Here is a 22,346-nt window from a genome sequence, read left to right as displayed (position 1 = left end):
ACGCTCGCCTTCACTCCGCTCCGGGGCAACCATCCCCGTCTCTCTCTTCAATTCTGCTATTCCCATCTTGGATTTTCACCCTACCCTCTACATTAAATTAGCATGGGGTAGGTGTCTCAGCATCATAGGCACAGAGGGATTCGCGAGTTCTGCCGACGGCACCGCCTTATATATTTTGAGCCAGTTCTATTGGTGGCAGCACCGTCTGAAAACGGGCGGTCGGAGAGAAATCACAATATGCGAGAGCCTCTTGCGGCCGCAGCATGGGAAGCTAAGAATTTGGTCACCAGGATTTCCTTCGGAACGGGTCGCTGGCCTGCTGCAGAATATGCATCCGGGAGACTCGAACAATTTGATCCTACTGCCGCGTCCTAAGTGCTAGGGACGATACTTGGCAAGGATGGCTATTGACACCAAAGCTATCCCCAAGAGCAGCAGGATGCCCGGTTCCGGAACCATAATCAGCTGGTCCTGTTTCCGAAATTGGGGAAATGCCTGTAACCGAGTTTTTTCGCCTCGTTCCTCGCTTTGGTTTTAGCTTGCGCACGGGCTCCGCGTTAGCGCTTACCCTTCCTTTCCGTTCGCCAAAGCCAGAACAGGATTATTCCAAACGGAACGAGCGAGAGGACGAAAAATACCGGGCCACCGTTCCTGTGGATAGAGGAATGGATATAGGACGGGTCGACTCGCGCACACAGCACGGCAAGGACGAGAATGCGAAAAGCGTTTCGGGCTATTCCTAGGGGAATCACGATCGAGGCAAAAACCCATCGCCTCCAGGCCGTACGAAGGAACAGGTGACCGGCTACGAGTGAACTTAAAAACAGAACGAGCGTCGAACGGATCCCGCTGCATTCCTGAGCTACGCTGAACGCGATCCCGGGCATATGAAAGTTGATGCCGGATCGGTACACGGGAATTCCTGCGAGTTCGATGAGCCTATAGGACCAGTCTGCTGAAGCATGTTGCAGAACCGTCTCCAGCGTCCCCACGATCGAGAGTGGAATCGGCGCCACGAAAACCAGGAACAGAGCAGGAAATGCAAGCGCACGCATCGTCTGCCAGCCCAGGAAGACGAAGCCTCCGCTCCAGAGCAAAAAGGAAAAGGAGAGCATTTGAATCGTGAGGAGGTTCCCCGACGCTTCAATCCACACTCCAGAGAAACCGGGTCGTGCAGCCATGAGCAGCCCGAAACCCACTGCAGCCGCGATCGCGGCAAGCAAGTAAGCCCCGCGGGCCGTGAGCGCCACATCCTTCCTCCGAACCCAGACGAGGTAGCCGGAGATAAAAGGCACAAGTAGCACATATGAGAACAGGTTTGATTCGAAAGCAAATCGTACCAGGTTACCGAAAGGCCCTGCGAAGCACAGCGCTAACAACGCCGCGAATATCAAGAACCGGCGAAGCGCCCCAGCGCCGGGGGGAAGCTGGCTCCGATTCGCAGGCCCGGATGCTTGACCCGGAGCGACACTGAAATTCAAGAGAGCCCTCCCGCGGATGCCAAATCCCTGGCCCTGCAATTGTTGCCCGAGGATGCGCATTCGGTCCAAGCGATTACGGCAGGCACTTTTTTTCAGGGGGCAAGAATAGCGTGGATTCCAGAAGCGGTCAAGGGCCGGTCAAATAGCTGCGGTTGCCTTTTTGACCGGGCAAGGAGGAGGCATCAATCCGCACGAAGAGGACGATGCTGAGCCGACGGCTTACCTCGGCGAGGATCTGCCTCCAGCGAAGTTGGGACCATCCGGACGCCTGGACAAAAATAAGTTTGATGGCCCTTGCACACCAGCACGATAGACGCACTTAACCAAGTCTTGGTGATTAAGGAGCAACAGCCGCACCGTGGCAAAATCTGACGGTTTTCACACAACTCACTTTGCGGAACGAGGGGGTATTTCAAATGCGCTCAGTTAGTCCTACCTGACTGCTAGGGATAATCTCAGACAGTTCGGACAACCATACACTTTCAATTATTCACGCGCCACGCGCAGAACTCTTTAAATATCAATGGATAATCGAATCCGGGACAACATGATTTTGGGGCAGTGTCCCAAACCCGTACGTTTTTGCGCCGCAAAACATAAAAGGCACAGCTGCGCAAGATATATTTATCCGCGATGCTGTGGCAAATATCCCATTTATTTTCAATAAAATGACAAGTTTCACGACAAATGGGATGGGTGAACTTGGCAGTTTGGCACGCTAAATGCTTAAATTATTTCGGATTCGGGGAATGCTTGAGCCGTAGAAGAATCACGAAAGAAAGGAATATGAGCTATGAAAAGGACATTGGTAGCTCTTCTCGTCGGCATCGCTTTGACGCCAGCATTGATGGCTGGTCCGTTGCAGGTCACAACCATCGGCGGCGCCGGTTATGGACCATTTCAAACCGGTACGGGTGGCGAGTTCACATTTAGCCCCAGTGCTAATTTCCTTTGGGTTCTAAATAAAGGTTACGTAGACGGAGTAACCAAGAACCTGCCAGGCTTACCGAACACCTTCCAAACATTCTGCGTTGAAGAAGCGGAATTCGTGTACCCAAATACTACTTTCGACGTAACCATAAGCAATAAGTCCATCTTTACTAACGTAAGTCTAACACTGGGCGCAGCGTGGCTATATCACCAGTTTCAAACCGGTCAACTAGCCAACTATGACTATACCAATAGACCCGCTGCTCAAATTCAAGCTCTTCAGACTGCGATATGGTACTTTATGGGCGTTGCACCGGATCCGGGCGCCGGTAATGTGTTCCGCAACCTGGGCATCGCAAATGGCGGATTTGCACTTAACACCACAATTCCAGTGGCTGTTTTGAATCTCTGGGCTCCAGGCCAAGTCGGCACCACTGCCGGTGCGCGCCAGGATATGTTGGTCTGTGTCCCGGATGGCGGACTGACGCTGATGCTCCTAGGGATTGGCGTGGGAAGTCTGGCCTTGATTTCGCGCAGGCTGCGTGCTTAACCGACGCAGCAGCCAATCTTGGGAAAAGGGGCAGCAGTGTGCTGCCCCTTTTTGTTTTTCGAGCTCATCCGACGAGATTAATCCTGTCACACCATTTTTTCGAGCTCATCCGACGAGATTAATCCTGTCACACCATTTTCAGGAAAAGGACCCACAACAAGGGACGGGGGTGAACGCCGCTTATATTTGTGCTGTCTGCGTCCATCCACATTTATCTGTATCCAGAAAAATACGTTCCCGCCTTTATGAAATGATGGGCCAGTGTCGTGGAGAGAGAGCAGCTTAGAATCAAGAATGGCTCATGCCGATTGCCGCAGACTAAAGGGGTAAGTGTCCTGATTTTGTTGTTGACGCTATGCGGATCGCGCACAAGATAGAGACCTCTCACAGGGAACTGCGCCTCCCGTTGACGCCGTACCGCAAATCAGCGCTCCATCCCTGCGCTCTCATGCGGGCAGGCTCATTGTTGTGAAAGCGCAGAATCTACTCCGTAAACTCCGGCATTGGATATCTGCGCCTTATTCCCCGCTTCAATAATAGCTCGAGCGTCGCGGTTACCGACCTGCACACGCGGCAAAAGAGGATAAAGTTGCTAAGCTCCTGATCGAGTGCGCAATTTGTGAAGGTGGCGGGCTCGAGGCCGTAACTGAGCCACAGGGCGGCCAACGAGCGCTTAGCGTGAAAAAATGGGGGACCAGGAACGGCGGGTGATGAGGTCAGGTCAGCGGGGATCTTCGAGGGGCTTGAGCAAGTGGGTATTCTCAGAAGATAGCTAAAGAGAATCCGTCCGGCGGCCGGGCCCCACTTTGGCTCGCGTGCGCTGCTCCACTGCAAGGACTGACTGGCGCGAGAAAGATTGGAGTCGAGCGTAACCAGGTCTGCTGAATAGGTCCGGGAAAGCCAGAGATAGGCGACATCGTTAGCGGTCAAGCCTGCCTTATCAGCAATGAGCACCACTTCATCCATTTTGACCTCGCGGATATCCAGGTCCATTTGCTCGAGGAAACCAAAGGCGCCAACAAGTTCGGCGGCTTTCGCAGGGTAATGATGCATCTTCTTTATGCACACGTCGGCCACCTCGAATCGCAGCAGTGCGCAGGTGACCAGGGACTCCCCTTCAAGCGCAGCGGCTATGAATTCCCCTTCGCGCTCGCCAAACAGGATCGCCGCTACAGCGGAAGAATCAACAATCTTGACGCCCATCACGCGCCGCTCTGATAATGGCAGCCGACTCCATCCTCGTGCGCAGGCCGAGTTCAAGCACGCGCTTGAGTGTCTCCGCGACCGACATCCTGCGTGGCGGATAAGCGCTTTCTTCGTGGATGGCAAGGAGCTCTCCCTGCAAAGAGCGATGATTGCGCGCAGCCCTGTGCCGCAGATGCTCCTCCAGCTCGTCGGGGACGTTTTTGATTGAGAGGTTGATCGGCATATGATCCTCAGATCCAATTCAGATCCATTTTGGAATCATATGATTCCCCTTTCAAGCGCGATGGGCCTCGGAAAAGAGGAAAGAGCCAAGGCATTTGGACGCGGATAAACGGACGGAAGCACAGGTTATTAGCCGGGGAGGGTTAGGATTTTGCGGGCGTCCTGGGCGCCGGGAAAGGACTGGTTGAGTTCGAGTGCTCTTTTCAGGGATTCCTTCGCCCGGCTGATATTTCCCTGGCCGTAGTAGGCCATGCCCAGATGGTAGTAATTCTCGGCCGTGGGCTGCTTACGGTTGTTGACGCTGAAAAGCAGCTGGTCAACGGCGAGGGTATGGTTCTTCAGTTTGTAGTAGATCCAGCCGAGCGTGTCTGCGATTTCAGGATCGTCGGGAGCTTTTTTCCGGGCCGTCCTCGCTAGCGACAACGCTTCCTGGAGGTTCATATTGTTTTCGCACAACAACCAAGCAAGATTGTTAGCGGCATACGGATTCTCGGGATCCAGTTCCAGCACCTTGCGGTAGTTTGCCATGGACCCTTGAACATCCTTGGCCAATTGGAGGTAAAAGGCTTTCAGCAGGAACGCCGGGGCGAGCTTGCTGTTTCTCGCGATCAGCTGATTCACTTCCTTTAGTGCTTGAGGAATATTGTTGCGCTGCATGTTCAATTGGCCGAGCATGATATAGGCTTGGTAGTTTTGCGGATTCAGCTCGATCGTCTTTTGAAACTCCCGCTCCGAGCCCGAAAGGTCCCCCTTTGCCATCAGGATATGGCCCCGGAACCGATGTACTTCGTCCTGCGGTGTTCGCAGTTTGGCAGCGCGGTCGAGTTCTGCCATCGCCGCGTCGTACTGTTTGGTTCGAAGGTGAAGATAGATAGCATCATTTATTGCCATGATAAGATCCGGTTTTACCTCAATTGCTTTCCGAAAGTGGGACAGGGATGAGGTGTAATCCCCCTTAAGGGCTTCCACGGTTCCCAAGCCATGCCAGTAAAGGGGATTCTGCGGCTGCATGTCGCACAGCCTCAAATACTCCTTCTTGGCATCGTCCAGCCTGCCAAGAGAACGCAGGGCATCCGCACGCCCGGCGATCGCATCTTCATTGTTCGGAAGTGCGGCTAGAACCTGGTCAGCCTGTTGGAGCGCGTCCTGAGGTTTCTGGCGTAGTGCTAGCAGCTTTGCCAGGGCGCCGCGGGCCGGCAGGTATCCGTTGTCGCGCTGCAGAATCGCATCCAGAGTATTCTGAGCGCCGTCGAGGTCGTTGCGCATAAAGAGCAGACTGGCCTTCTCCAAGTATGCTGGGGATAAAGAAGGATTTGATTTGATTGCTGCCTCAAATTCCACCATCGCTTTGTCGAACTGTTGGCGGCGGCGTTGAATCTTTCCCATGAGGTAATGAGCCTCGGGATCATTCTTGTTCTCAGCGAGAACGGAGCTAATGTTCACCTCCGCCTTGGCTTCGTTTTTCTGATCGAGATATAACTCCGCCTGGCGCAACAGCACCTGGCGATCTTTTTGGTTCGACTTCAGCATGTCGTTGAGAGTTGCCATCGCTTGATCCGGGTGGCCTTGCTGGGCGTAAAAACCCGCCAACCCCCACTGTGGTTCCCGCGCCTTAGGTTGCCTGGCGGCTGCTTCCTTAAAGACATTTTCTGCCTCGGCAGGTTTTTTGGCGGACATATAATAGCCGACCAGCGGATAGAGGTAGAGCGGATCGGTAGGCGCCAGATCGAAGGCCTTGCGATAATTCGTCTCGGCATCCTGCAGCCGTTGGGTGGCGGTATAGAACGTGGCAATTGAAAGATGAGCCTGGGGCGAATCCGGGTGCTTCTGCAGTGCTTCCTTGAAAACCTGTTCGGCCTTCACCGGATCGTTCTTTCGGAACTGAGCGGCGGCCAAACTCAAAATAGCCTTCAAGTTGGCGGGATCCAGGGACAGCACCTTTTCCAGCTGGGCGATGGCCCCGTCGTTTTTGTTTTGGCCGGCGTAGGCGTTCCCCAGCAGCATGATGGCCTCAATGTTCGACGGCTCGACCTTCAGGACCTCCTCCGCATCCTGCTGCGCCTGCTTGAAAAGATCGGGGGTCCTGACGCCCGCGGCCAGCAAGTATTGACCGAGCTGCAGCCTGGCTTCGACGTTTTTCCCGTCGACCTTGACCACCTGCTGGTAGACGCCGATCGCGTTCTGGTGATCACCCATCTGCTGGAACGCCTTGGCAATTCCCAAGAGGCTTTTGATGTGCCCACCGTCGAGCCGCAGCGCGTTACGAAACTCGATCGCAGCTTCTTCGTAGCGCTTGTTGTCCAGGTATTTCTGGCCGCTGGCGAAGTACTTGTCGCGCTGGGCCTTTGGATCGCCTTTGCAGCCGGCGATTAAGGTTGTTGCAAGCAGAAAAACAAGGATCTTAAGGGCAGGTCTCATGGATGGATCTCCTGGAATTATCGAAGAACTGAACCTCGAGGACTCGAAGGCTCAAAGACTCAAAGAGTTTTTAAAACTTGGAGTCTCTGAGTCTTTGTGGTTCAACAGCTATTTGCGGGCGATGCCGAGCTTTTCTATCAGCTCATAAAGCGATGAGCGGGCGATCTGGAGTTCTTCGGCGCAGCGGGTGAGGTTGCCGCGGTTTCTGGCGAGGGCGCGCTCGATCAGGTCGCGCTCGATCGCTTCGCGCGCCTTGTTGAGCCCCATGCATTCGAGTTCGGCGTAGGGTCCGACGAGCGACAGGTCATGCTGCGTAATCTGTTTTCCGCCGGCCATGATGACTGCGCGCTTCAGCTTGTTTTCCAGCTCGCGCACGTTGCCGGGCCACGGGTACACCTCCATGGCTTCCACGGCCCTCTTGCTGAAGCTTAGTGGCTTGTTGTGTTCCACAGCCAGACGTTGGAGCAGGGCCTCTGCGAGCAGGGTGATGTCCCCGTCGCGCTCTCGAAGCGGCGGCATGGAAATGATCACGACCCCGATTCGGTAGTAGAGATCTTCGCGAAATTGGCCCGCAGCCATCTCCTTTTGCAAGTCCGCGTTGGTAGCGCAAATCACGCGGGCATCAACCGTAATCCCTTTTCGTCCGCCGACGCGCTCAATGACGTGTTCCTGGAGAAACCGTAGCAGCTTGACCTGCAGAGCCGGAGTGAGTTCGCCGATCTCGTCGAGAAAGAGCGTGCCTTGATGCGCCCTCTCGAGCCGGCCTTCGCGCTGCATATGCGCGCCCGTGAATGCACCCTTCTCGTGGCCGAACAGCTCGCTTTCGAGAAGGTTTTCGGGTATGGCACCGCAGTTGATCGTAACGAACGGCGCGTTGTTCCTCGCACTCAGGCGGTGGATCGCGCGCGCCGCCAGTTCCTTCCCTGTGCCGCTCTCACCGGCGATCAGAACAGGCACATCTGCGGCAGCCACCTTGCGGATGTTCTCAAACACACTCTGCATCTTCGGGCAGTTGCCGAGCATGCCTTCAAAGCACTGGACCTGTGAGCCTGCCATGCGCTCGCGATTCTCACGCTCGAGTTGTGAAACACGGATGGCACGGCCGAGGACAACCTTCAGCGCCTCGACATCTACCGGCTTGCAGAAAAAGTCGTAGGCCCCCTGCCCGATCGCCTCCAGGGCGTTCTCCTGGTCGCCTTGACCAGTAATCACCAGCACCTTAAGCAACGGATCGATCCGGAGCATTTCGCCGAGAGCCAGGAAGCCCTCGGTGGTATCGCCAGGCGAGGGAGGCAAGCCCAAGTCCAGCGTCACCGCCGGAGGCTGCTCTCTCTTGAGGATTTCCAGAGCGGATGGCCGGTCCTCAGCGAGAGACACTTCGTACTGCGCGCTCAGCGCCCACTTCATCTGATTGCGCACGAATTCATCATCTTCGGTGATCAGCACTCTCGGCTTTTCCATGCTCATCATTAACCGCGAAGGCTCAAAGACTCTAAGGGTCTCGACGTGGGTCTTAGAGATTCTTTGAACTCTTCGAGCCTTAGCGGTTCCCTTTTTCGGAGAAAATCCCTGAAATACTTATAGGTTTCCCAAAACAATAGGGTCATGCAAGCGCTATATCATCCCACATCACGAGAAGAAGTGCTCGCACATGCCGTCGTCGACTCCGCTTATAGGGTACACACAACGCTGGGCCCGGGTCTGCTCGAAGCGGTGTATGAACGCTGCTTCTGCTGCGAGCTGGAGAAGCAGGGCATTCCTCATGTTCGCCAGGTTTCAGTGCCGCTCGTGTATGACGGGGTGAAGATTCCCTGGGGAGTGAGGCTCGACGTGCTGGTGGATAACCGGATCGTGTGCGAGCTGAAGGCCGTCGAGGCGCTGACGCCGGTGTTTCTGGCGCAGATCCTGACACAGCTGAAGCTGGTGGATCTTCATCTTGGATTCCTGATCAACTTCAATGTGGCGCGAATCAAGGATGGGATTCGGAGGGTCATAAGATGACCTCGAAGGCTCGAAGGACTCGAAGAATCTCGAAGGGGATGTTAGAGATTCTTCGAGCCCTTCGAGCCTTAGAGGTTCCCTTGCGTCACCGGCAGAATCACCCGAAACGTGCTTCCTTCTCCCTCGCGGCTGACCACCTCGATCCGCCCGTGATGCGCCTCCACAATCATTTTACTATGGTACAGCCCAATCCCCATGCCGCGCTTTTTCGTGGTCCGAAATGGCCGGAACAGCAAGTTCTCAATGAACTCCTGCGTTATCCCGCAGCCGTTGTCCGTCACCGACAGCACGACCTGGTGGTCGATCGTCTCGGTCTCGACGATGATGGAACCTTTGCCGTTGCACGCCTCGTGAGCGTTCAGGATCAGGTTGGTAACTACCTTTTGGAGCTGTTCGGAATCAAGCGAAATCAGTGGGATTGCCCCGAGTTTTCGCTTGAGCGGTGTCTTGATGCTGGCCCCCAATTCGTCCAGAATCCTGGCGACCAGCTCGTTGAGATCGCCCTCCACAAGCCGCAGCTCGATTCTCTGTTTTAGGGAAGACAGCCGACTGCAGGTGGCATCGATCCGGGCGACGCTTTCCCCAATCAACTTCAAGGCGTCCTTGCGGAAATCCGGATTGTCAAAGTAAGCAGGAAGGTTCTGCATGGTGAGGGACAGGCGCGAAGCCAGGTTTTTGAGATCGTGGACGAAGAAGGTGGAAGCGCTCTGGAAGGCCTCGACTTCCTGCGCGCGGCGCAGGTCGTCCGCCAGCCTCATCTGCAACACCCGCGCCGCCAGTTGGGAAGCGTAGGCATTCAGCAGGTCCTGGTCTTCCATGGAGAGCGGCGCGTTCCCCACGCGGTCGCAGTTTAGAGTAATGAGCCCGACCAACTGCCCGCCGGTTTGCACCGGCAGGATGTGTCGCATTTCGAATTCACGAAAGTATTCAGGCCTGGCGCGCATGATCTCATCGGCCCAGGCGTTTCGTCTCTCCGTGAGGTCGAGGGGCGACGAACGTCCCTTGAGCGCCCGGAGCAGGTCGGAAACCTTTTCGCCGCTCCTCTCGAGATCCCGGGCCTGGATCGGAGTGAAGACGGTTGATCCCTCGAGGGTCAGGCAATCTCCTACCCGGTCACAAAGCCACACGTTCACCGAGAGTATCCCGAATGTCTGCGACACGATCCTGGCGACCGCGGCGCAGAGTTCGCGCACCTGCACCAGGGAGTTGGTTTTTTCGGTCAGCTCCATCCAGGCTTTGCGATAGTCGTACATCGGCCTCTTAAAATGCCAGATCACGAAGCGCCGGATGCGCTCCCGCAGCCGGTCCGAGAGCAGCAGCATTGCGAGACCGGCCAGTGCGAGCAGAACCAGCAGCGCATCGATCGGAAGAGGGCGCTGCGGGTTGAAAAAGCGCACCATGTATGCCAGCAACCCTAGGGTGACCAGATATACGCCTGCGAGGAGAGCGGTCAGCGAAAATTGGATGGTCGTCCGCGAAAGATAGACATCTACGTTGAGAAACTGCGAACGCGCGAGCCCCCAGGCAAACAGCAGGTCGGCAGCAATAAGAACGGCCGGGGCCAGCATAGCCAGCGACGTATCCAGCGCCGAATAGATCAGCGCCTGGCTGCTGATGTAAACCCAGACGGCGCAAATGCCGCTCATGCCCAGGACGATGAACTTGATCTGCCAGCGAATGCGGCCCGTGGATGCGCGCAGGGTGCGCTCGAGATTCGCAAGGATCAGGACAGCGGACACGAGGAAAAGCGAGTAAAAGATCTTGCCGCCATAACCAAGCGGAATGATGCGTTGGCCCGAGGAGCCCTGAACGGGAAGTCCTTCGAAGATGGATTCCGAAAGAGCGACCACACTCAGCACCGGCAAGGCAAATACTGCGGCAACCACATACTTCCAGCCCACCAGATACTTTCTATATTCCGTCCGCGCAAAGGCGAGGCAGAAGAGTAAGCACGTTCCCGGCTGCAGGGCCGAAACCGCAATGCGCACTTTCTCCCAATAGATCGAGTCTTCGGGAGCCCCGGCATCGGCGCTAAGGCCCCTGAACAGCTGGGCCAACGCAAGCAGTGCGAGAGACGCGATAAAGCTTCGACTGGCAAAGGAGCGTCGGTCGCGGATCGTGACCAGGCACGCCAGCAACAGGGTGAGAGTCGCAGCAATGAAAGAAAGCGTTGCGCTCTGCGGGTACAGGATTGAGCTCATGCAGCCTTCACATCAGTTCTTTTAGGTAAGCCCGTCTCGCGCTCCGATCGTCGCAAAAGCCAGAGCACGGGCCACAGGAGTAGCAGCGTTGTCAAAAAGAAGACGATTCCTCCCTCGTGGTGCAGATCGCTGCTTACGATGAATCGCCTGTCGATATGGATCGACAGGAGTGACAAAGTCACAATTCGTATGGCGTTCTTGATCATCGCCATGGGCACAGCCACTAGCGCGAAGAACGACTTGCGCCAAAAGGTCTTAAGAATCAGGTGGCCGGCAAGGAGGCAGCTGATCAGCAGGGCCAAACTGGATCGTATGCTGCTGCATTGAGTGGCAATCTCGATGCTGATCCTGGGCAACACAAACGTCAGGCCGTCACGATAGTAAGGCGTGCCTGTTATCTTGAACAGCAGTGCGGTCATATCGGCGGAGCCCCTCTGTAGCGCGGATATAATGACTTCGAGCAGAGTCCTTGGGATCGGGACCATGAGCACAAGAAAGAGCATTGAGAAAAGCGCCTTCCGAAAGCTTTCAGTTCCATAAAAGAAAAGAAACATCCCGGCCCACAGAATCACGATTGTAAGTGCCCTTGCAGATAGAGCGTCCGAAGCGTCCAGCCCATTTTTCACCAGGCTTTCCGAGATCAGAAGAGCTACTGCGATGACCGAGATGGTCCCTCCCAGAAGCACGGAGTGGCTGACATCTTTGAAAATCGTGGCTCTCTTGCGGAAAATGAGGGCAAGGCTGAGCAAGGGAATAAAGAAAATGTGCGATGAAAACTCATTGTGGATCGAAAACTCAACCAGCTGTTTGAAAAACGCCAGGTTTGCCAATATCGAAGCGAGAAAGACTGCTGTAAACAGAAAGCCTCTCGTCTTAATGCTCATCCTTGCGGTTGCAGTCAAAGTCATAGCCATAGGATCATTCTGATTCCAATGAAGATCTGTCCAGAAATTGCGCTTGGCGTCTTGGCGACTTCGCGGTTTGAAAAGCAAACGCCAAGACGCCAGGACGCGAAGACGCCATGGAGAACATTATTTTGCTGCGCCCGGGTTCGACTGTTGTGCATTAACCTGCATGTCGATATAACAGTGCGCCCGCGGCCCTCAAGAGATTCAGCGGCGCCCAAGAGAGGACTCGGTTCAGAACGTGAAAGTATGGTTTTCCGGCACCTGATGTAATCGGTGCCGGACATCTCACATATGCAAGGTCGTTGCGCGTGGCTCCCAAACGCTCCTTGAATATGATCAACCCGGGATTATCACAGCCGGTGCGCCCAAGGTCGAACTCGTGTAATCCCTGTTCGCAGGCTTCCTGAATGGCGCTCCAAAAAAGCAGCTGCGTTCCCCCCAGCGCATTGCTCCTTGCGTCGGAAGAGCCGTATTTGTAGACGATGCGATCCCGATGCCTCAGCGTGACGATGGCCGCTACGGGCTGATTCTTCAAGTAGGCTGCCCGGACCTGCATTGCCGGTCCGAGGCATCCGGCGAGGTTTTGGAACCAGGCAAACGGCTGCGGCACAAGTCCCTGCCGCCGGCGCGTCCGAAGGTGCAGCCGATAGAAATCCCTGAGGAGACGTTCCGATTGTCCCTGCTCGACGGTCAGTTTCTCGCGCTCGGCGCGGCGGATTTTCCTCTGGACGCAGTCCTTGTGAAAACGCTTATAGATCGCGCCGGGTCCCGAACGAAGGTCAAGCCGGTGAAAGTAGAAGCGCGCGCAGCAAGTGAACCCGGTCGCCGTCGTCTCGACCCCGCATGCGGCATCAAGCGGACGAAGTTCCACATATTTCCGGTTTCCCAGTTCCGGGCGCGCCTGCAATGAACGCAGCAGACTCGAAACTCGCCCGGGCTGATCTATCAGGGGATCGCAGTGATCGGAGAACGGAAGTGACACCAGCCGCTGACCTGTGAACCAGCTGTTGATATGGCAGAAAGGAATGCCCGTTTCCAATTCATGTCCAGGCAGCGAAGCGGTCAAGGCGAATATCCTGTATCCGTAAGTGCGCCTCAAGCTCTCCAGCCACCCCGCCGTGTGAAAAACAGACGCCTTCGGATGCCTCTCGACGAGGCGCCCCCACCTCGGATCCGATAAGGGATCAATGATGTGATGATTCATGCAGCTTCCGTCAGTGGTTCGCTATTCGCTCTTCGTTCCGAATGAATGATAGTGGCTTGGGGAGATATTAAGGCTGTCGAAGATAGGCGATTTCATTTTCGGCTTCCAATTACTGAAAGCCAAGAGCCACCAGAACGAAAAGCGAAGAGCGAACAGCGAATAGCGAAAAAATCATCGGGGAAGCACCGTCACGCGGATGTAGTCCACCGTCTTGCCGCCCTGGACATCCGTGACAGTGAGAGCAAACATCAGTTCGGTCTTTGCGATGACGATGGGCGCCAGAAAGCTTGCCTCGGCCCGGTCGCTGCCAGAAAGTGTCACTGAAATAGCTCCCGGAATAGGATCCCGGACCTGACTCCATTGATATGTGACATTCTTCCCTTCCGGGTCCCGGTGATTTCCGGTAAGCAGGACCGTATCCCCGCTGTGCACGGTCAGATCTTTGGCGGCGCGCGCGATCAGCGCCCCCGGTTCCGGCGCGGCATCGTAGTTGGCGAGCGTGACCGCCAACTCCGAAGAGAACGCGCTCTCTTTGCCGTCCGCCCCCACAGTGGTCACGACATAGAAATACTTCTTCCCCGGCACCGCCGTCTCATCCGAGTATTCGCACTTCGTGACCGGGTCTTTGGTCAAGCGTTTGTATGGACCTCCTGATCTATCGGCGCGGTACACATGGTATCCCGCGATCCAATAATTGGGAGGCGGGTCCCACGCAATCCGCAGCGGCCCGGCAAATGCGGTTGTACATACTAGTCCACATAAGCAACAAAGCGTCCCCATCCGGATAAGATATTTCATCGCCTACTTACCAGTGCCTCTCCTGAGGTTTCCTCTGCGCCCTCAGCGTCCTCTGCGTTGAGCTTTTGCTTTTTCCCCTGCTAATTCCTTAAAATCGTAGGCGGAATCGCGGCCAGCATTTGCTTCCAATCACTGAACAACGCTTGCGCAATCAGGGGTTGCGTCGACTCGATGACAATATACCCATTTACCTGGCCGGCGCTTTCCTTCACCACCTCTTCGAGGAGCTTCGACACCCGCTGACCGGCAGGGAGTGTGAACATCGCGTCACCGTACAGGGAGCCGTCAGGCTCAAAAACCGAAACGTGAACATCGCCTGAAACTTGCCCTGGGTTGTATAGTGCAATCCCCGTCTGATAGCCGGCGCCGTTGGCCACCTGGCTGAAAACTGCCTTGGTGAAGGATTGGCTCTGAAGCAGCAGGCAGGCAGCGTATTGCGAGGTTCGTGGATCGCCGAAAACGACGTCTCCCACGACCCCGTCCCCGTCCGCCGAAATGCTCAGTGACCCCTGCATTTCCGACCCTGCGGGGAAAATCCCGCTGATATCCTGCTCGAGCGTCCCCCCAGCAGGGAGATATAGCGCCACGGGCGCTGCCACCGGCACGCCGTTGTCGCGGACTGCCAGCACGGAGACCCGTCTGGTGGAAGCACTGGTATTCACCAGCTTGAGGTTGGTATAGAAGTAATCGGCAAATTCCGCAAGCTGCGCCGAATACAGCGAACGTGCGCTGAAATCATCCCATGGCGGCACTCCCAGGATGGTCTGCCTGTCGGGGAGTTCGACGAGTTCGAATCCGGCCACTCCTCCGCCGCTGGTTGCTTCGACAACGACGTACCCGCCGAGGACGGGCTGCGAAGTTCCAAAGATCTCCGCAACGGTTCCATGGAGTTCACAATTGGGCTGCACGGTCTGCGTCCTCACCAACGTGCCGTAAGTCCCGTTTGCCCCGCCGGTATAGAACAGCGTAAGGCGGAGAGTGACACTCGAACTGTTGGGATTGGCGATACTCAGGTAGGTATGAGCGCTTTCACCGCGATAGCTTCCGGGGCCTTCATAGACCCGGGTGAAGAGAAGTTTGGCCGCCAGGCGGGTCGACGGGACTCCACCGTCCAGCTGCGTCAACCGCCCGTTCCCAAAGAGGAAAAAAGAGCCGAGAAAAGGGTTATCGGACATCAAGCTCATCCAGCCTTTATGGCTGAGGACGTTTTGCGCCTGAAAGATCTGCCATCCCATCTGCGCCAGCTGGGTGCCGGCCGGGATATCGAAGTCGAAGGACCCGACGGGGTACGGCAGAGGGGCGCCGGTGGCGTCGAATGCCGAGAAGCGCACGGCGGCGTCGACATCCGAGCTGTTCGACACCGCGAAGCCGGTCCAGCCGTCCGGGTCTTCAGAAAACATGGGAAAGTACAGGTTGGTCATTGGCGCAGTTGTTGCCAGGATTTCGGGGCTGAAGTCGCTTGTCAGGGCGCTGGAATTGTATGCGTGGGCCGGAGTGATCGACCGGAGCTTGAGCCGATATTGAGTCGAGGGATTTAGTCCGGTGATCACGGCGGTCGACTGGGCAAAGTCCTTGGTCATGCCCCAGGATTTGAACGCTGATTCGCCGGCTGACTGGATGTAGATCTCATATTTGCCGCTGCTGCCCGCGATGGACGGCCAGTCGAGCGGGGACCAGCGCAGGCGTATCGTGCTCGCAGTCACCGTGGATGCCGCAATGCCGGCAGGCGGCACTACCTGTGCTCCCTTCCAGGACGGGTCGGTTGATTTGAGATCGATGAACGCGCTTACCGAGGCGTTTTCGGGGGACAGCCTGTTCCAGTCGACATCAAGCTGGCCGCCAAGCATCTGGGTGAGACGCGTGAAGCTCGCCGGGATGGTCCCTTGCAGCTGATTGGACCGCAGGGAGAGGGATTCGAGTGCACCGAGGTTTCCAAGTTCGACGGGGATGGAACCGCTCAATTGATTGTCGGCGAGTGTAAGAACCTTGAGCGCCGGCATTCCGCCGAGTTCGCGCGGGATCGTGCCTGAGAGCGCGTTTCCTTCAAGAGAGAGGATGCGCAGGTCGGCCAGGGCTGACAGCGTGGCGCAGATGGAGCCGGAAAGCCGGTTGCGCGCCAGGCTCAGTACTTGCAGCGCGCTCATGCTGCCCAGCTGCGGCGGGATACTCCCCTGCATTTGATTGTCGCCGAGCATGAGAACCTGCAGGCCCGTGAGGGCTGCCAGCGACGAGGGGATAGATCCGGTCAGGGCATTGCGATCAAGCAGGAGCTTGTCGAGCGCAGTAAGCTTTGCCAGCTCGTCGGGAATCTGGCCGCTCAGCTGGTTGGCGCTGAGGTCGAGCGCCTGAAGTTTTGCCAAGCTTCCCAGCTGCGTGGGGATGTTCCCGTTCAGATTGTTGCCGCCGAGCAGAAGCTGCTGCAGGTTCGGCAGGTTGCCCAGCTGCGATGGTATTAAGCCAGTCAGCAGGTTGACGCTCAAATCCAGCGACCGCAGGTTACCCAGGCCTGCGAGAGAGCCCGGAATCGACCCGCTCAGCTGATTTTCTCCCAGCGACACGACTTCGAGAGCCTGCAGGCTGGAGAAAAAATCGGGAATGTTCCCGAAAAGAGAATTGCCGTTTAGGGCCAGCCATCGGAGGCCGGTGAGATTAGCCAGAGAGGTGGGGATCGTTCCCGACAACTGGTTGCTGCTGAGGGACAACCATTGCAGCTGCGTAAGATTTCCAAACGACTGCGGAATGCCCCCTATCAACTTATTTTTGTCCAGGTAGAGCCATACTAGATTCTTTAGAGAACCGAGTTCTGGGGAAAGGTTCCCGGTCAGCTGGTTTTCCTGGAACTCAAGCCTCGTCAACGCCTGGAGGTTGCCGAGTTGCGCCGGGATGGGTCCGCTCAATAGATTCCGCTGCAGCAAAAGCTCCCGCAAACCCGAAATGCCGCCGAGTTCGGGCGGGATGATGCCTGAGAGCTGATTGTCGGCGAGCGAGAGAACGGTGAGATTCTGGAGCGCACCCAACTCTCTTGGAATACTTCCGCTGAGCTGATTGCCGGAGAGATCGAGGCGCGACATCCCGGACAGCCGGCGGAAGGCGGACGGGATCATTCCGCTCAGCAAGTTGCCGCTCAAATCAAGGATGTCCAGGGAGGCGAGGTTTGCCAACTCGGGAGGAATCGCACCGCTTAGCCGGTTATGGTCGAGGTACAGGCGATTCATGCCGGAGAGACCGCCAAGCCCGGAGGGGATGTTCCCGTCGAGCAGGTTGTTGCTCAGAGACAGGTATTGAAGGCTGCGAAGCTTCTGAAAAGTCACGGGAATCTGGCCGGTGAGTGAGTTGGCATCGAGCGTGAGGCTTTGAAGGTTTGCCAGGCTTCCCAGGTTGTCGGGAATGGTGCCGGTGAGGAGATTGGCGCTCAAAGCGAGGCGCGTCAAGCCGGCGAGATTCCCGATCTGGCTCGGGATCGATCCTTTCAGCTGGTTGTTGTCCAGGGAAAGCAGCGCGAGCTTTGTGAGCTTTGTCAACTCGGGCGGTATGGTCCCGGAAAGCAGGTTGTTGCTGAGAGCCAGCTCGTACAATGCAGTGAGATCCGCAAACTCTGCAGGAATCCCTCCGCTGAGCTGATTGTTATCGAGCTGAAGGGTCTGCAGCTTGGATAGTGCCCTCAGGTCTGTGGGAATCGTCCCCGAGAGCCTGTTGTGCGAGAGGCAGAGGTTCTCCAGGTTGGCAAGTGCGGAGAATTGTGAAGGAATGCTTCCCGTCAGGGAATTTCTCGCCAGCCACATGCCTTCTAATTTCGGCAGGGCAGACAGCTCCACTGGTATGGATCCTGTGAATTGGTTGGTGGAGAGATCGAGCCAGCATAATGACGCCAGCGCGCCCAGCTGCCCCGGGATGCCCCCGCTGAGGGAATTATTTTCGAGGAAGAGCGCGACCAGATTAAGCAGTGCGCCCAGTTCCGGCGGTACCGTTCCGTTGAGGTTGTTGTCATTCAAGTAGAGAAACCGCAATTTGGTGAGTCGGCCAAGCGCGGCAGGGACTGATCCGCTCAACTGGTTATTGCTAATGACTAGGGTGTCCAGTTCCAGGAGATTTCCGAGGGTTGCCGGGATCGCCCCGGTCAGTTGATTGCCAAAGAGGTGGAGCATGTTCAGGTTTGTAAGATTCCCGATCTCAGCCGGCAAAGAGCCCGACAGGCGGTTGGCATATAAGTACAACGAGTGCAGGTTGGACAATTTGCCCAGCTCCGCCGGGACACTGCCGGTCAACTGATTGACTTCGAGCGCAAGGACTTCGAGATGCGCCAGGTTCCCCAGCGCTGCGGGAATGGTCCCGGCTAGGCTATTCCCCCCCAACCTTAACTCTTTCAGCTCGGTGAGATCGGAGAGTTCCGGAGGGATCGAGCCGACGAGGTTATTGTCGGCCAAATCAATCGATGTCACGTTCCCGGAGGTAATATGGATTCCATACCATGTATCTTCGCTGCCTGCGGCGCCAAGCCAATTAGATTTTGTGTTCCAGTTTGAGCCGTTGGTATCCTGGTACAGTGCGACCAACGCCCGGCGCTCGATATCCGGTATCGTAGCAGGCCCCTGCACGTGGATGGCACACCATAGGCCAGGGTGCATGTCGATGATCAAGAGAAAGGCTATTGCTATCTGTTTAAACATGGCAAAAACTGGCATCGTTGAGGAACAGCAAGCATGGTCCGCGTTCGCCAGCTTTTCCCGGGGCGATCCCACGAAGACGTAGTTTCGTCAAGCGCGAAGTGGCGAGAATCAGCGGAACGGCAAATTGTAGTCAAGTTGTTCCATGATAAGCCGCTCAGAATAGTGCGCAGAGATCATTACTGTGCAATCAATGGGCGACCTGTTTTGAGATACAGGTATTGAGGGAGCGGCCATTGATCTTTGAGAACGACATCAACCATATTGCGAATAGCTTCAAGTGGATGATCCTTGGGCACGCCTTTCTCCGCCGAGATGTAACTGAACATCCATTCTTGCTGTTCGTCCGATCCGCGCATCGATTGCCTCCTTACCATAGAAATACGTTAAAGGAGGGATTTCCTTTTGCAATGAATTGGCCACAAACAGCTGGTTCATCAGCATCCTGATATAGGTTTGAAGAACGGCACGTGAGGCGTGTTATCCAGGTCGATCCAGATTGTTGATTCAATACGGTCAGCAGCCACGGAGATAAATCCTCGCAGTTAGCACATCAGCACGCACAAACCACCGCGCCACCTCTCCATCCTTTCTGAACGCACAAAACGACAGCAAATATTGATGCCAAGTCAGACGCCGCCAAGTAGACAAAACCCAATTTATCGGAAATGAATGAGCGGTCCGGCGCATGGATTAGGAGCACGATTCACACTTTGACCTATGACATAGCCTGCCCAGATCATATGGACGCTTTGTGACCTACGAATTGATAAAGCTTCTTGTGAAATTTGGCATATCGAGAGACGCATGGGTGGCGGAGCGAGACGATGCGCTTATGTGCGGAGTCCCCGCTTCCGCCGAAATCATTGCCAACAGTAAAAACCATAAGATCCGTGTCTGATCAAAATAGCTGACGCCCATAAAGGCGACAGCGTGGGAAAAAAGTGCTGCTCCAAAAGCCCAAAGCCGACGTTGTTTCGTGATATTGGCGGTAGGAACTGAGCGCGTCGTCCCCAGCAGTCCAAACGCCCGCACTAGTATCCATACAAACAGGACTAGAGTAAAGATGCCACCCGTCACACCTACATCAATGTACTCATTAGCGGTATCGAACAAAAAAAAACCCCAACTGCTCGTGTCGGTTGTACCAACTAGCCACCATGACGATATGTGCCTTATGAATTGATCGACAAGTTGATAGCGGTGATATCCCGATGAGCCGCCGATAAAATCGACGCGCGCAATCAGGGCCCACACTGGAGCCTTCATAACTAGTTGGAGAGAGACAATTGCTCCGGCAAGAATCCAGCGAACAGACCGCATTCGACTGCGAAGAGGCCAAAAACCCAGAGCAACTACCCCCGCCAGATATGCTAAAGGAGGACCGTTTGAGGCGCAGGTTAAGGTCATAACTGTGCACCCGATCAGGCCAAATGCAGCAGATTTGCGTTGCGCAGTCCGTTGACGCCACTCGTTCCAAAAAATAGGCAAAAGCGTGGCACCAAACACACCGGCAAGGATGGGGTGTGCAAAGGATCCTTGGGATCTGAGTCTGCCTTCACGAAGTGTGCTGTCAAGCGGAGCGCCACCGAATACACTTAAGAGGTTGTGTCCCGTGATCTGTTCGATTGTCATGAATGCCGCAAAAAAGACGCTCAAGATGGCAAGAATGTTGATACAGCGATCGTTGTCAAGGTCATTTGTTAGAAATATCCTGAATAGGAAATAAAGGCCCAGCGTGTCATATAGGACACCCAAAGATTTGATTAAGGCTGCCTCTTGGTGATAGAGCATGTTAAAGCATAAGGCTTGGCAAATCGCAAATGCCAGCAATGCGGTATCAACTTGGGTTAACCGCGAACGGAGCTTGTTTGTGCGGCCATGACCATAATCGAGTGCAATACGAATCCATGCAAACAAGATCAGAATTCGAAGGGCAGTAAAATGCAGGCCAACCACATTTACCACTTGGCTGAGCGAGACAATCGATCCAGCGATTACGAGAGGAAATACTGCGAGCCGTCTAGAAACACGCAAGATAATGAGAGCGGAAACAAACAGTACGACGAGTGTTAGCAGATTTATCGTCGTGTCGGTGCCGCCACCAAAACGTAGGATTGATTGTTCCATACTAATTCGCAGAGCTGTTTTGACTTGGCGCGCGTTGCATGCGGTCAACGATTGAGCGGTGCGATCTGGTTGCGATACAGGCTTGTGAGTGTCGGTCTGACATTATTGGCAATTTGTCGCCGCGTGTCGTCAAGGACGACTACGTTTTGAATAATGACCTAACGTGAAGAAGTCATAAATGCGACTGCGTTGTTCCAAACGAAGGTATCGGACAAAGTCGGGCGGAACACATCGCCTTTGGCGAGTGAGCATTGATGCAAGATAACCTACGAGATGGCATGTTGCCCCCAGAAGTGGAGGGCGCTCAAAGATGCGCCTCAGAGACTTGGCGAGAGAATAGAACATGCCGTAACCAACAGAGTACTCTGCGCGCCCGCTATCGAGACAAGCCCTCAAGAAACCTGGTGCGCCCATACCTGTGGGCCGATGATGAAGCACTGGGAGATCATTAAAAGTCATGGTCTGCCATCCATTCATGCGAGCCATGATCTGGACGACCGTATCTTCGAATCCGTGGCGCAAGGGTGGAAACTGTCCTATTTGAATAAAACACTCCTTTCGAAAAAGCTGAATTGCGCCGGCAACGCTATGGATGCCCTCGAAAGCGCGAGGGGCGTATCTGTGATCTCGACGGTCGAGAATCATGCCGCCCGCCAGGCCAAGGGATGGGATGGACAAAAATCGGCCGATCAGAGTCCCATAATAATTAGATGGAATGGAGACGTCCGCATCGAGAATACCCAGAAAATTAAATCTATCTAGCGAGAATGTTCTAAGAGCTGCATTAAGCGCATTGGCTTTTGATGCGAAATCTCGACCGGTGCAGTTAGAATGCACCTCTATCAGTTTAATGAAGGATGCGGCTTCTGCATGAAATCTTACGATATCTGCGGTACCGTCTATAGAACGATCATTGGCAATGATCCATAGGGCGGGGAGAGCCGACTGAGTGAGGACGCTCTCAATTGTCGCCCCAATGTAAGGCGCCTCGTTATGCGCGGCAGTTATGATGACGTACTGTGAGTCTGGCATAGTGCCTAATTGGATTCGGCTAATCTGCCCAGCATTGGGTGCCACACGTTTCGCCGAGGCGATCAACTGGCAAGGCTTTCTTGGGTTAACTCACCCGCTTTTGTTGCCTGTAGAGCATGTGTCCTCTGGCGGCTCTACGTCACGGATTGGCACGAGGCCTCTAACAAACGCCTCATAACTAGTTTGTAACGTGAATGGGACGGTGACCTTGGCACAAACCTGGACCCGGGGACCGCCGCACAAAGTGAATGGGGGAATGTTGTTGGTGACAACAGAACCAACGGATATGACGGACCCTTCCCCAATTTCAAGGGTTTTACCCACGGAGCAGACTACGAGGCTGCCTGCACCAATCACGGCCTTTTCGCCGATAATGATTCGGCCGATTCCACGAGTGTGAGCTACGATCGTAGAACGTAATCCTATCAAGGCCCCATCGCGCAGTTCCACTGCTTCGGGATACTCGTTTTCCAGATATACGTCGTCTCCGATAAATACCTTGCCTTTGATGCTTACGCCTCGTAGGCGATGAAGAAATGGCCTGAGGCTTGTGGCGCCGGGAAGGAACCTGGCCATGAGGTGGAGGACTCGATTGAAGACT

The 22,346-nt window shown here is 55.3% G+C and carries 16 protein-coding genes; 2 read left to right on the top strand and 14 right to left on the bottom strand.

All coding sequences use genetic code 11. The features are described from left to right. Positions 1-378: 378 nt before the first annotated feature. The gene (locus tag LAP85_22275) at positions 379-459 is read right to left on the bottom strand and encodes a PEP-CTERM sorting domain-containing protein (GenBank protein MBZ5499135.1); all 81 of its coding nucleotides are present in this window, start codon (positions 457-459) and stop codon (positions 379-381) included. A 98-nt stretch (positions 460-557) separates the two neighbouring features. Then, positions 558-1,481, bottom strand: a complete 924-nt coding sequence (gene xrt, locus LAP85_22270; GenBank protein MBZ5499134.1) for an exosortase — start codon at positions 1,479-1,481, stop codon at positions 558-560. Between the two features lie 793 nt (positions 1,482-2,274). Between xrt (LAP85_22270) and LAP85_22265 the strand changes: the two genes are divergently transcribed. Then, positions 2,275-2,961: a hypothetical protein gene (locus tag LAP85_22265; GenBank protein MBZ5499133.1), complete on the top strand. Its 687-nt coding sequence runs from the start codon at positions 2,275-2,277 to the stop codon at positions 2,959-2,961. Positions 2,962-3,444: 483 nt separating this feature from the next. Here the strand turns inward: LAP85_22265 and LAP85_22260 are convergent, their stop codons facing one another. The 4 genes from LAP85_22260 to prsR form a co-directional block, all read right to left on the bottom strand. Continuing rightward, positions 3,445-4,164: a type II toxin-antitoxin system VapC family toxin gene (locus LAP85_22260; protein ID MBZ5499132.1), complete on the bottom strand. Its 720-nt coding sequence runs from the start codon at positions 4,162-4,164 to the stop codon at positions 3,445-3,447. Next, entirely contained in the window at positions 4,145-4,390 is a 246-nt protein-coding gene (locus tag LAP85_22255) for an Arc family DNA-binding protein (protein MBZ5499131.1), read from the bottom strand. The genes LAP85_22260 and LAP85_22255 overlap by 20 nt, the downstream gene beginning before the upstream one ends. 128 nt (positions 4,391-4,518) lie before the next feature. Beyond that, the gene (locus LAP85_22250; protein MBZ5499130.1) at positions 4,519-6,807 is read right to left on the bottom strand and encodes a tetratricopeptide repeat protein; all 2,289 of its coding nucleotides are present in this window, start codon (positions 6,805-6,807) and stop codon (positions 4,519-4,521) included. 108 nt (positions 6,808-6,915) lie between these two features. Further along, complete coding sequence (prsR, locus tag LAP85_22245) at positions 6,916-8,268, bottom strand: PEP-CTERM-box response regulator transcription factor (protein MBZ5499129.1); 1,353 nt, start codon at positions 8,266-8,268, stop codon at positions 6,916-6,918. Between the two features lie 144 nt (positions 8,269-8,412). Here prsR and LAP85_22240 point away from each other — a divergent pair, with 144 nt between their 5' ends. Continuing rightward, the gene (locus tag LAP85_22240) at positions 8,413-8,808 is read left to right on the top strand and encodes a GxxExxY protein (GenBank protein MBZ5499128.1); all 396 of its coding nucleotides are present in this window, start codon (positions 8,413-8,415) and stop codon (positions 8,806-8,808) included. Positions 8,809-8,876: 68 nt separating this feature from the next. On the opposite strand, the gene prsK is transcribed toward LAP85_22240, so the two are convergent. The 8 genes from prsK to LAP85_22200 form a co-directional block, all read right to left on the bottom strand. Then, positions 8,877-11,009 (bottom strand): PEP-CTERM system histidine kinase PrsK, encoded by a 2,133-nt coding sequence (prsK, locus tag LAP85_22235; GenBank protein MBZ5499127.1) that lies wholly within the window; start codon positions 11,007-11,009, stop codon positions 8,877-8,879. After that, positions 11,006-11,923, bottom strand: coding sequence for an exosortase (xrt, locus tag LAP85_22230; GenBank protein ID MBZ5499126.1), 918 nt, complete (start codon positions 11,921-11,923; stop codon positions 11,006-11,008). The genes prsK and xrt (LAP85_22230) overlap by 4 nt, the downstream gene beginning before the upstream one ends. A gap of 151 nt (positions 11,924-12,074) precedes the next feature. Then, on the bottom strand, positions 12,075-13,121 hold the full coding sequence (locus LAP85_22225; protein MBZ5499125.1) for a GNAT family N-acetyltransferase: 1,047 nt from the start codon (positions 13,119-13,121) through the stop codon (positions 12,075-12,077). 171 nt (positions 13,122-13,292) lie between these two features. Further along, positions 13,293-13,754, bottom strand: coding sequence for a hypothetical protein (locus tag LAP85_22220; protein ID MBZ5499124.1), 462 nt, complete (start codon positions 13,752-13,754; stop codon positions 13,293-13,295). Positions 13,755-13,999: 245 nt separating this feature from the next. Continuing rightward, complete coding sequence (locus LAP85_22215; GenBank protein ID MBZ5499123.1) at positions 14,000-18,586, bottom strand: fibronectin type III domain-containing protein; 4,587 nt, start codon at positions 18,584-18,586, stop codon at positions 14,000-14,002. A 176-nt stretch (positions 18,587-18,762) separates the two neighbouring features. Continuing rightward, positions 18,763-18,942, bottom strand: coding sequence for a hypothetical protein (locus LAP85_22210; protein ID MBZ5499122.1), 180 nt, complete (start codon positions 18,940-18,942; stop codon positions 18,763-18,765). 400 nt (positions 18,943-19,342) lie between these two features. Continuing rightward, the gene (locus LAP85_22205) at positions 19,343-20,713 is read right to left on the bottom strand and encodes a hypothetical protein (protein ID MBZ5499121.1); all 1,371 of its coding nucleotides are present in this window, start codon (positions 20,711-20,713) and stop codon (positions 19,343-19,345) included. Positions 20,714-20,842: 129 nt separating this feature from the next. Then, the gene (locus LAP85_22200) at positions 20,843-21,745 is read right to left on the bottom strand and encodes a glycosyltransferase (protein MBZ5499120.1); all 903 of its coding nucleotides are present in this window, start codon (positions 21,743-21,745) and stop codon (positions 20,843-20,845) included. Between the last annotated feature and the right edge of the window lie 601 nt (positions 21,746-22,346).

It is taken from the genome of Terriglobia bacterium, from assembly GCA_020072565.1.
In the GTDB taxonomy this organism is placed as follows: domain Bacteria; phylum Acidobacteriota; class UBA6911; order UBA6911; family UBA6911; genus JAFNAG01.
This window is presented reverse-complemented; position numbering and strand designations above follow the sequence as displayed.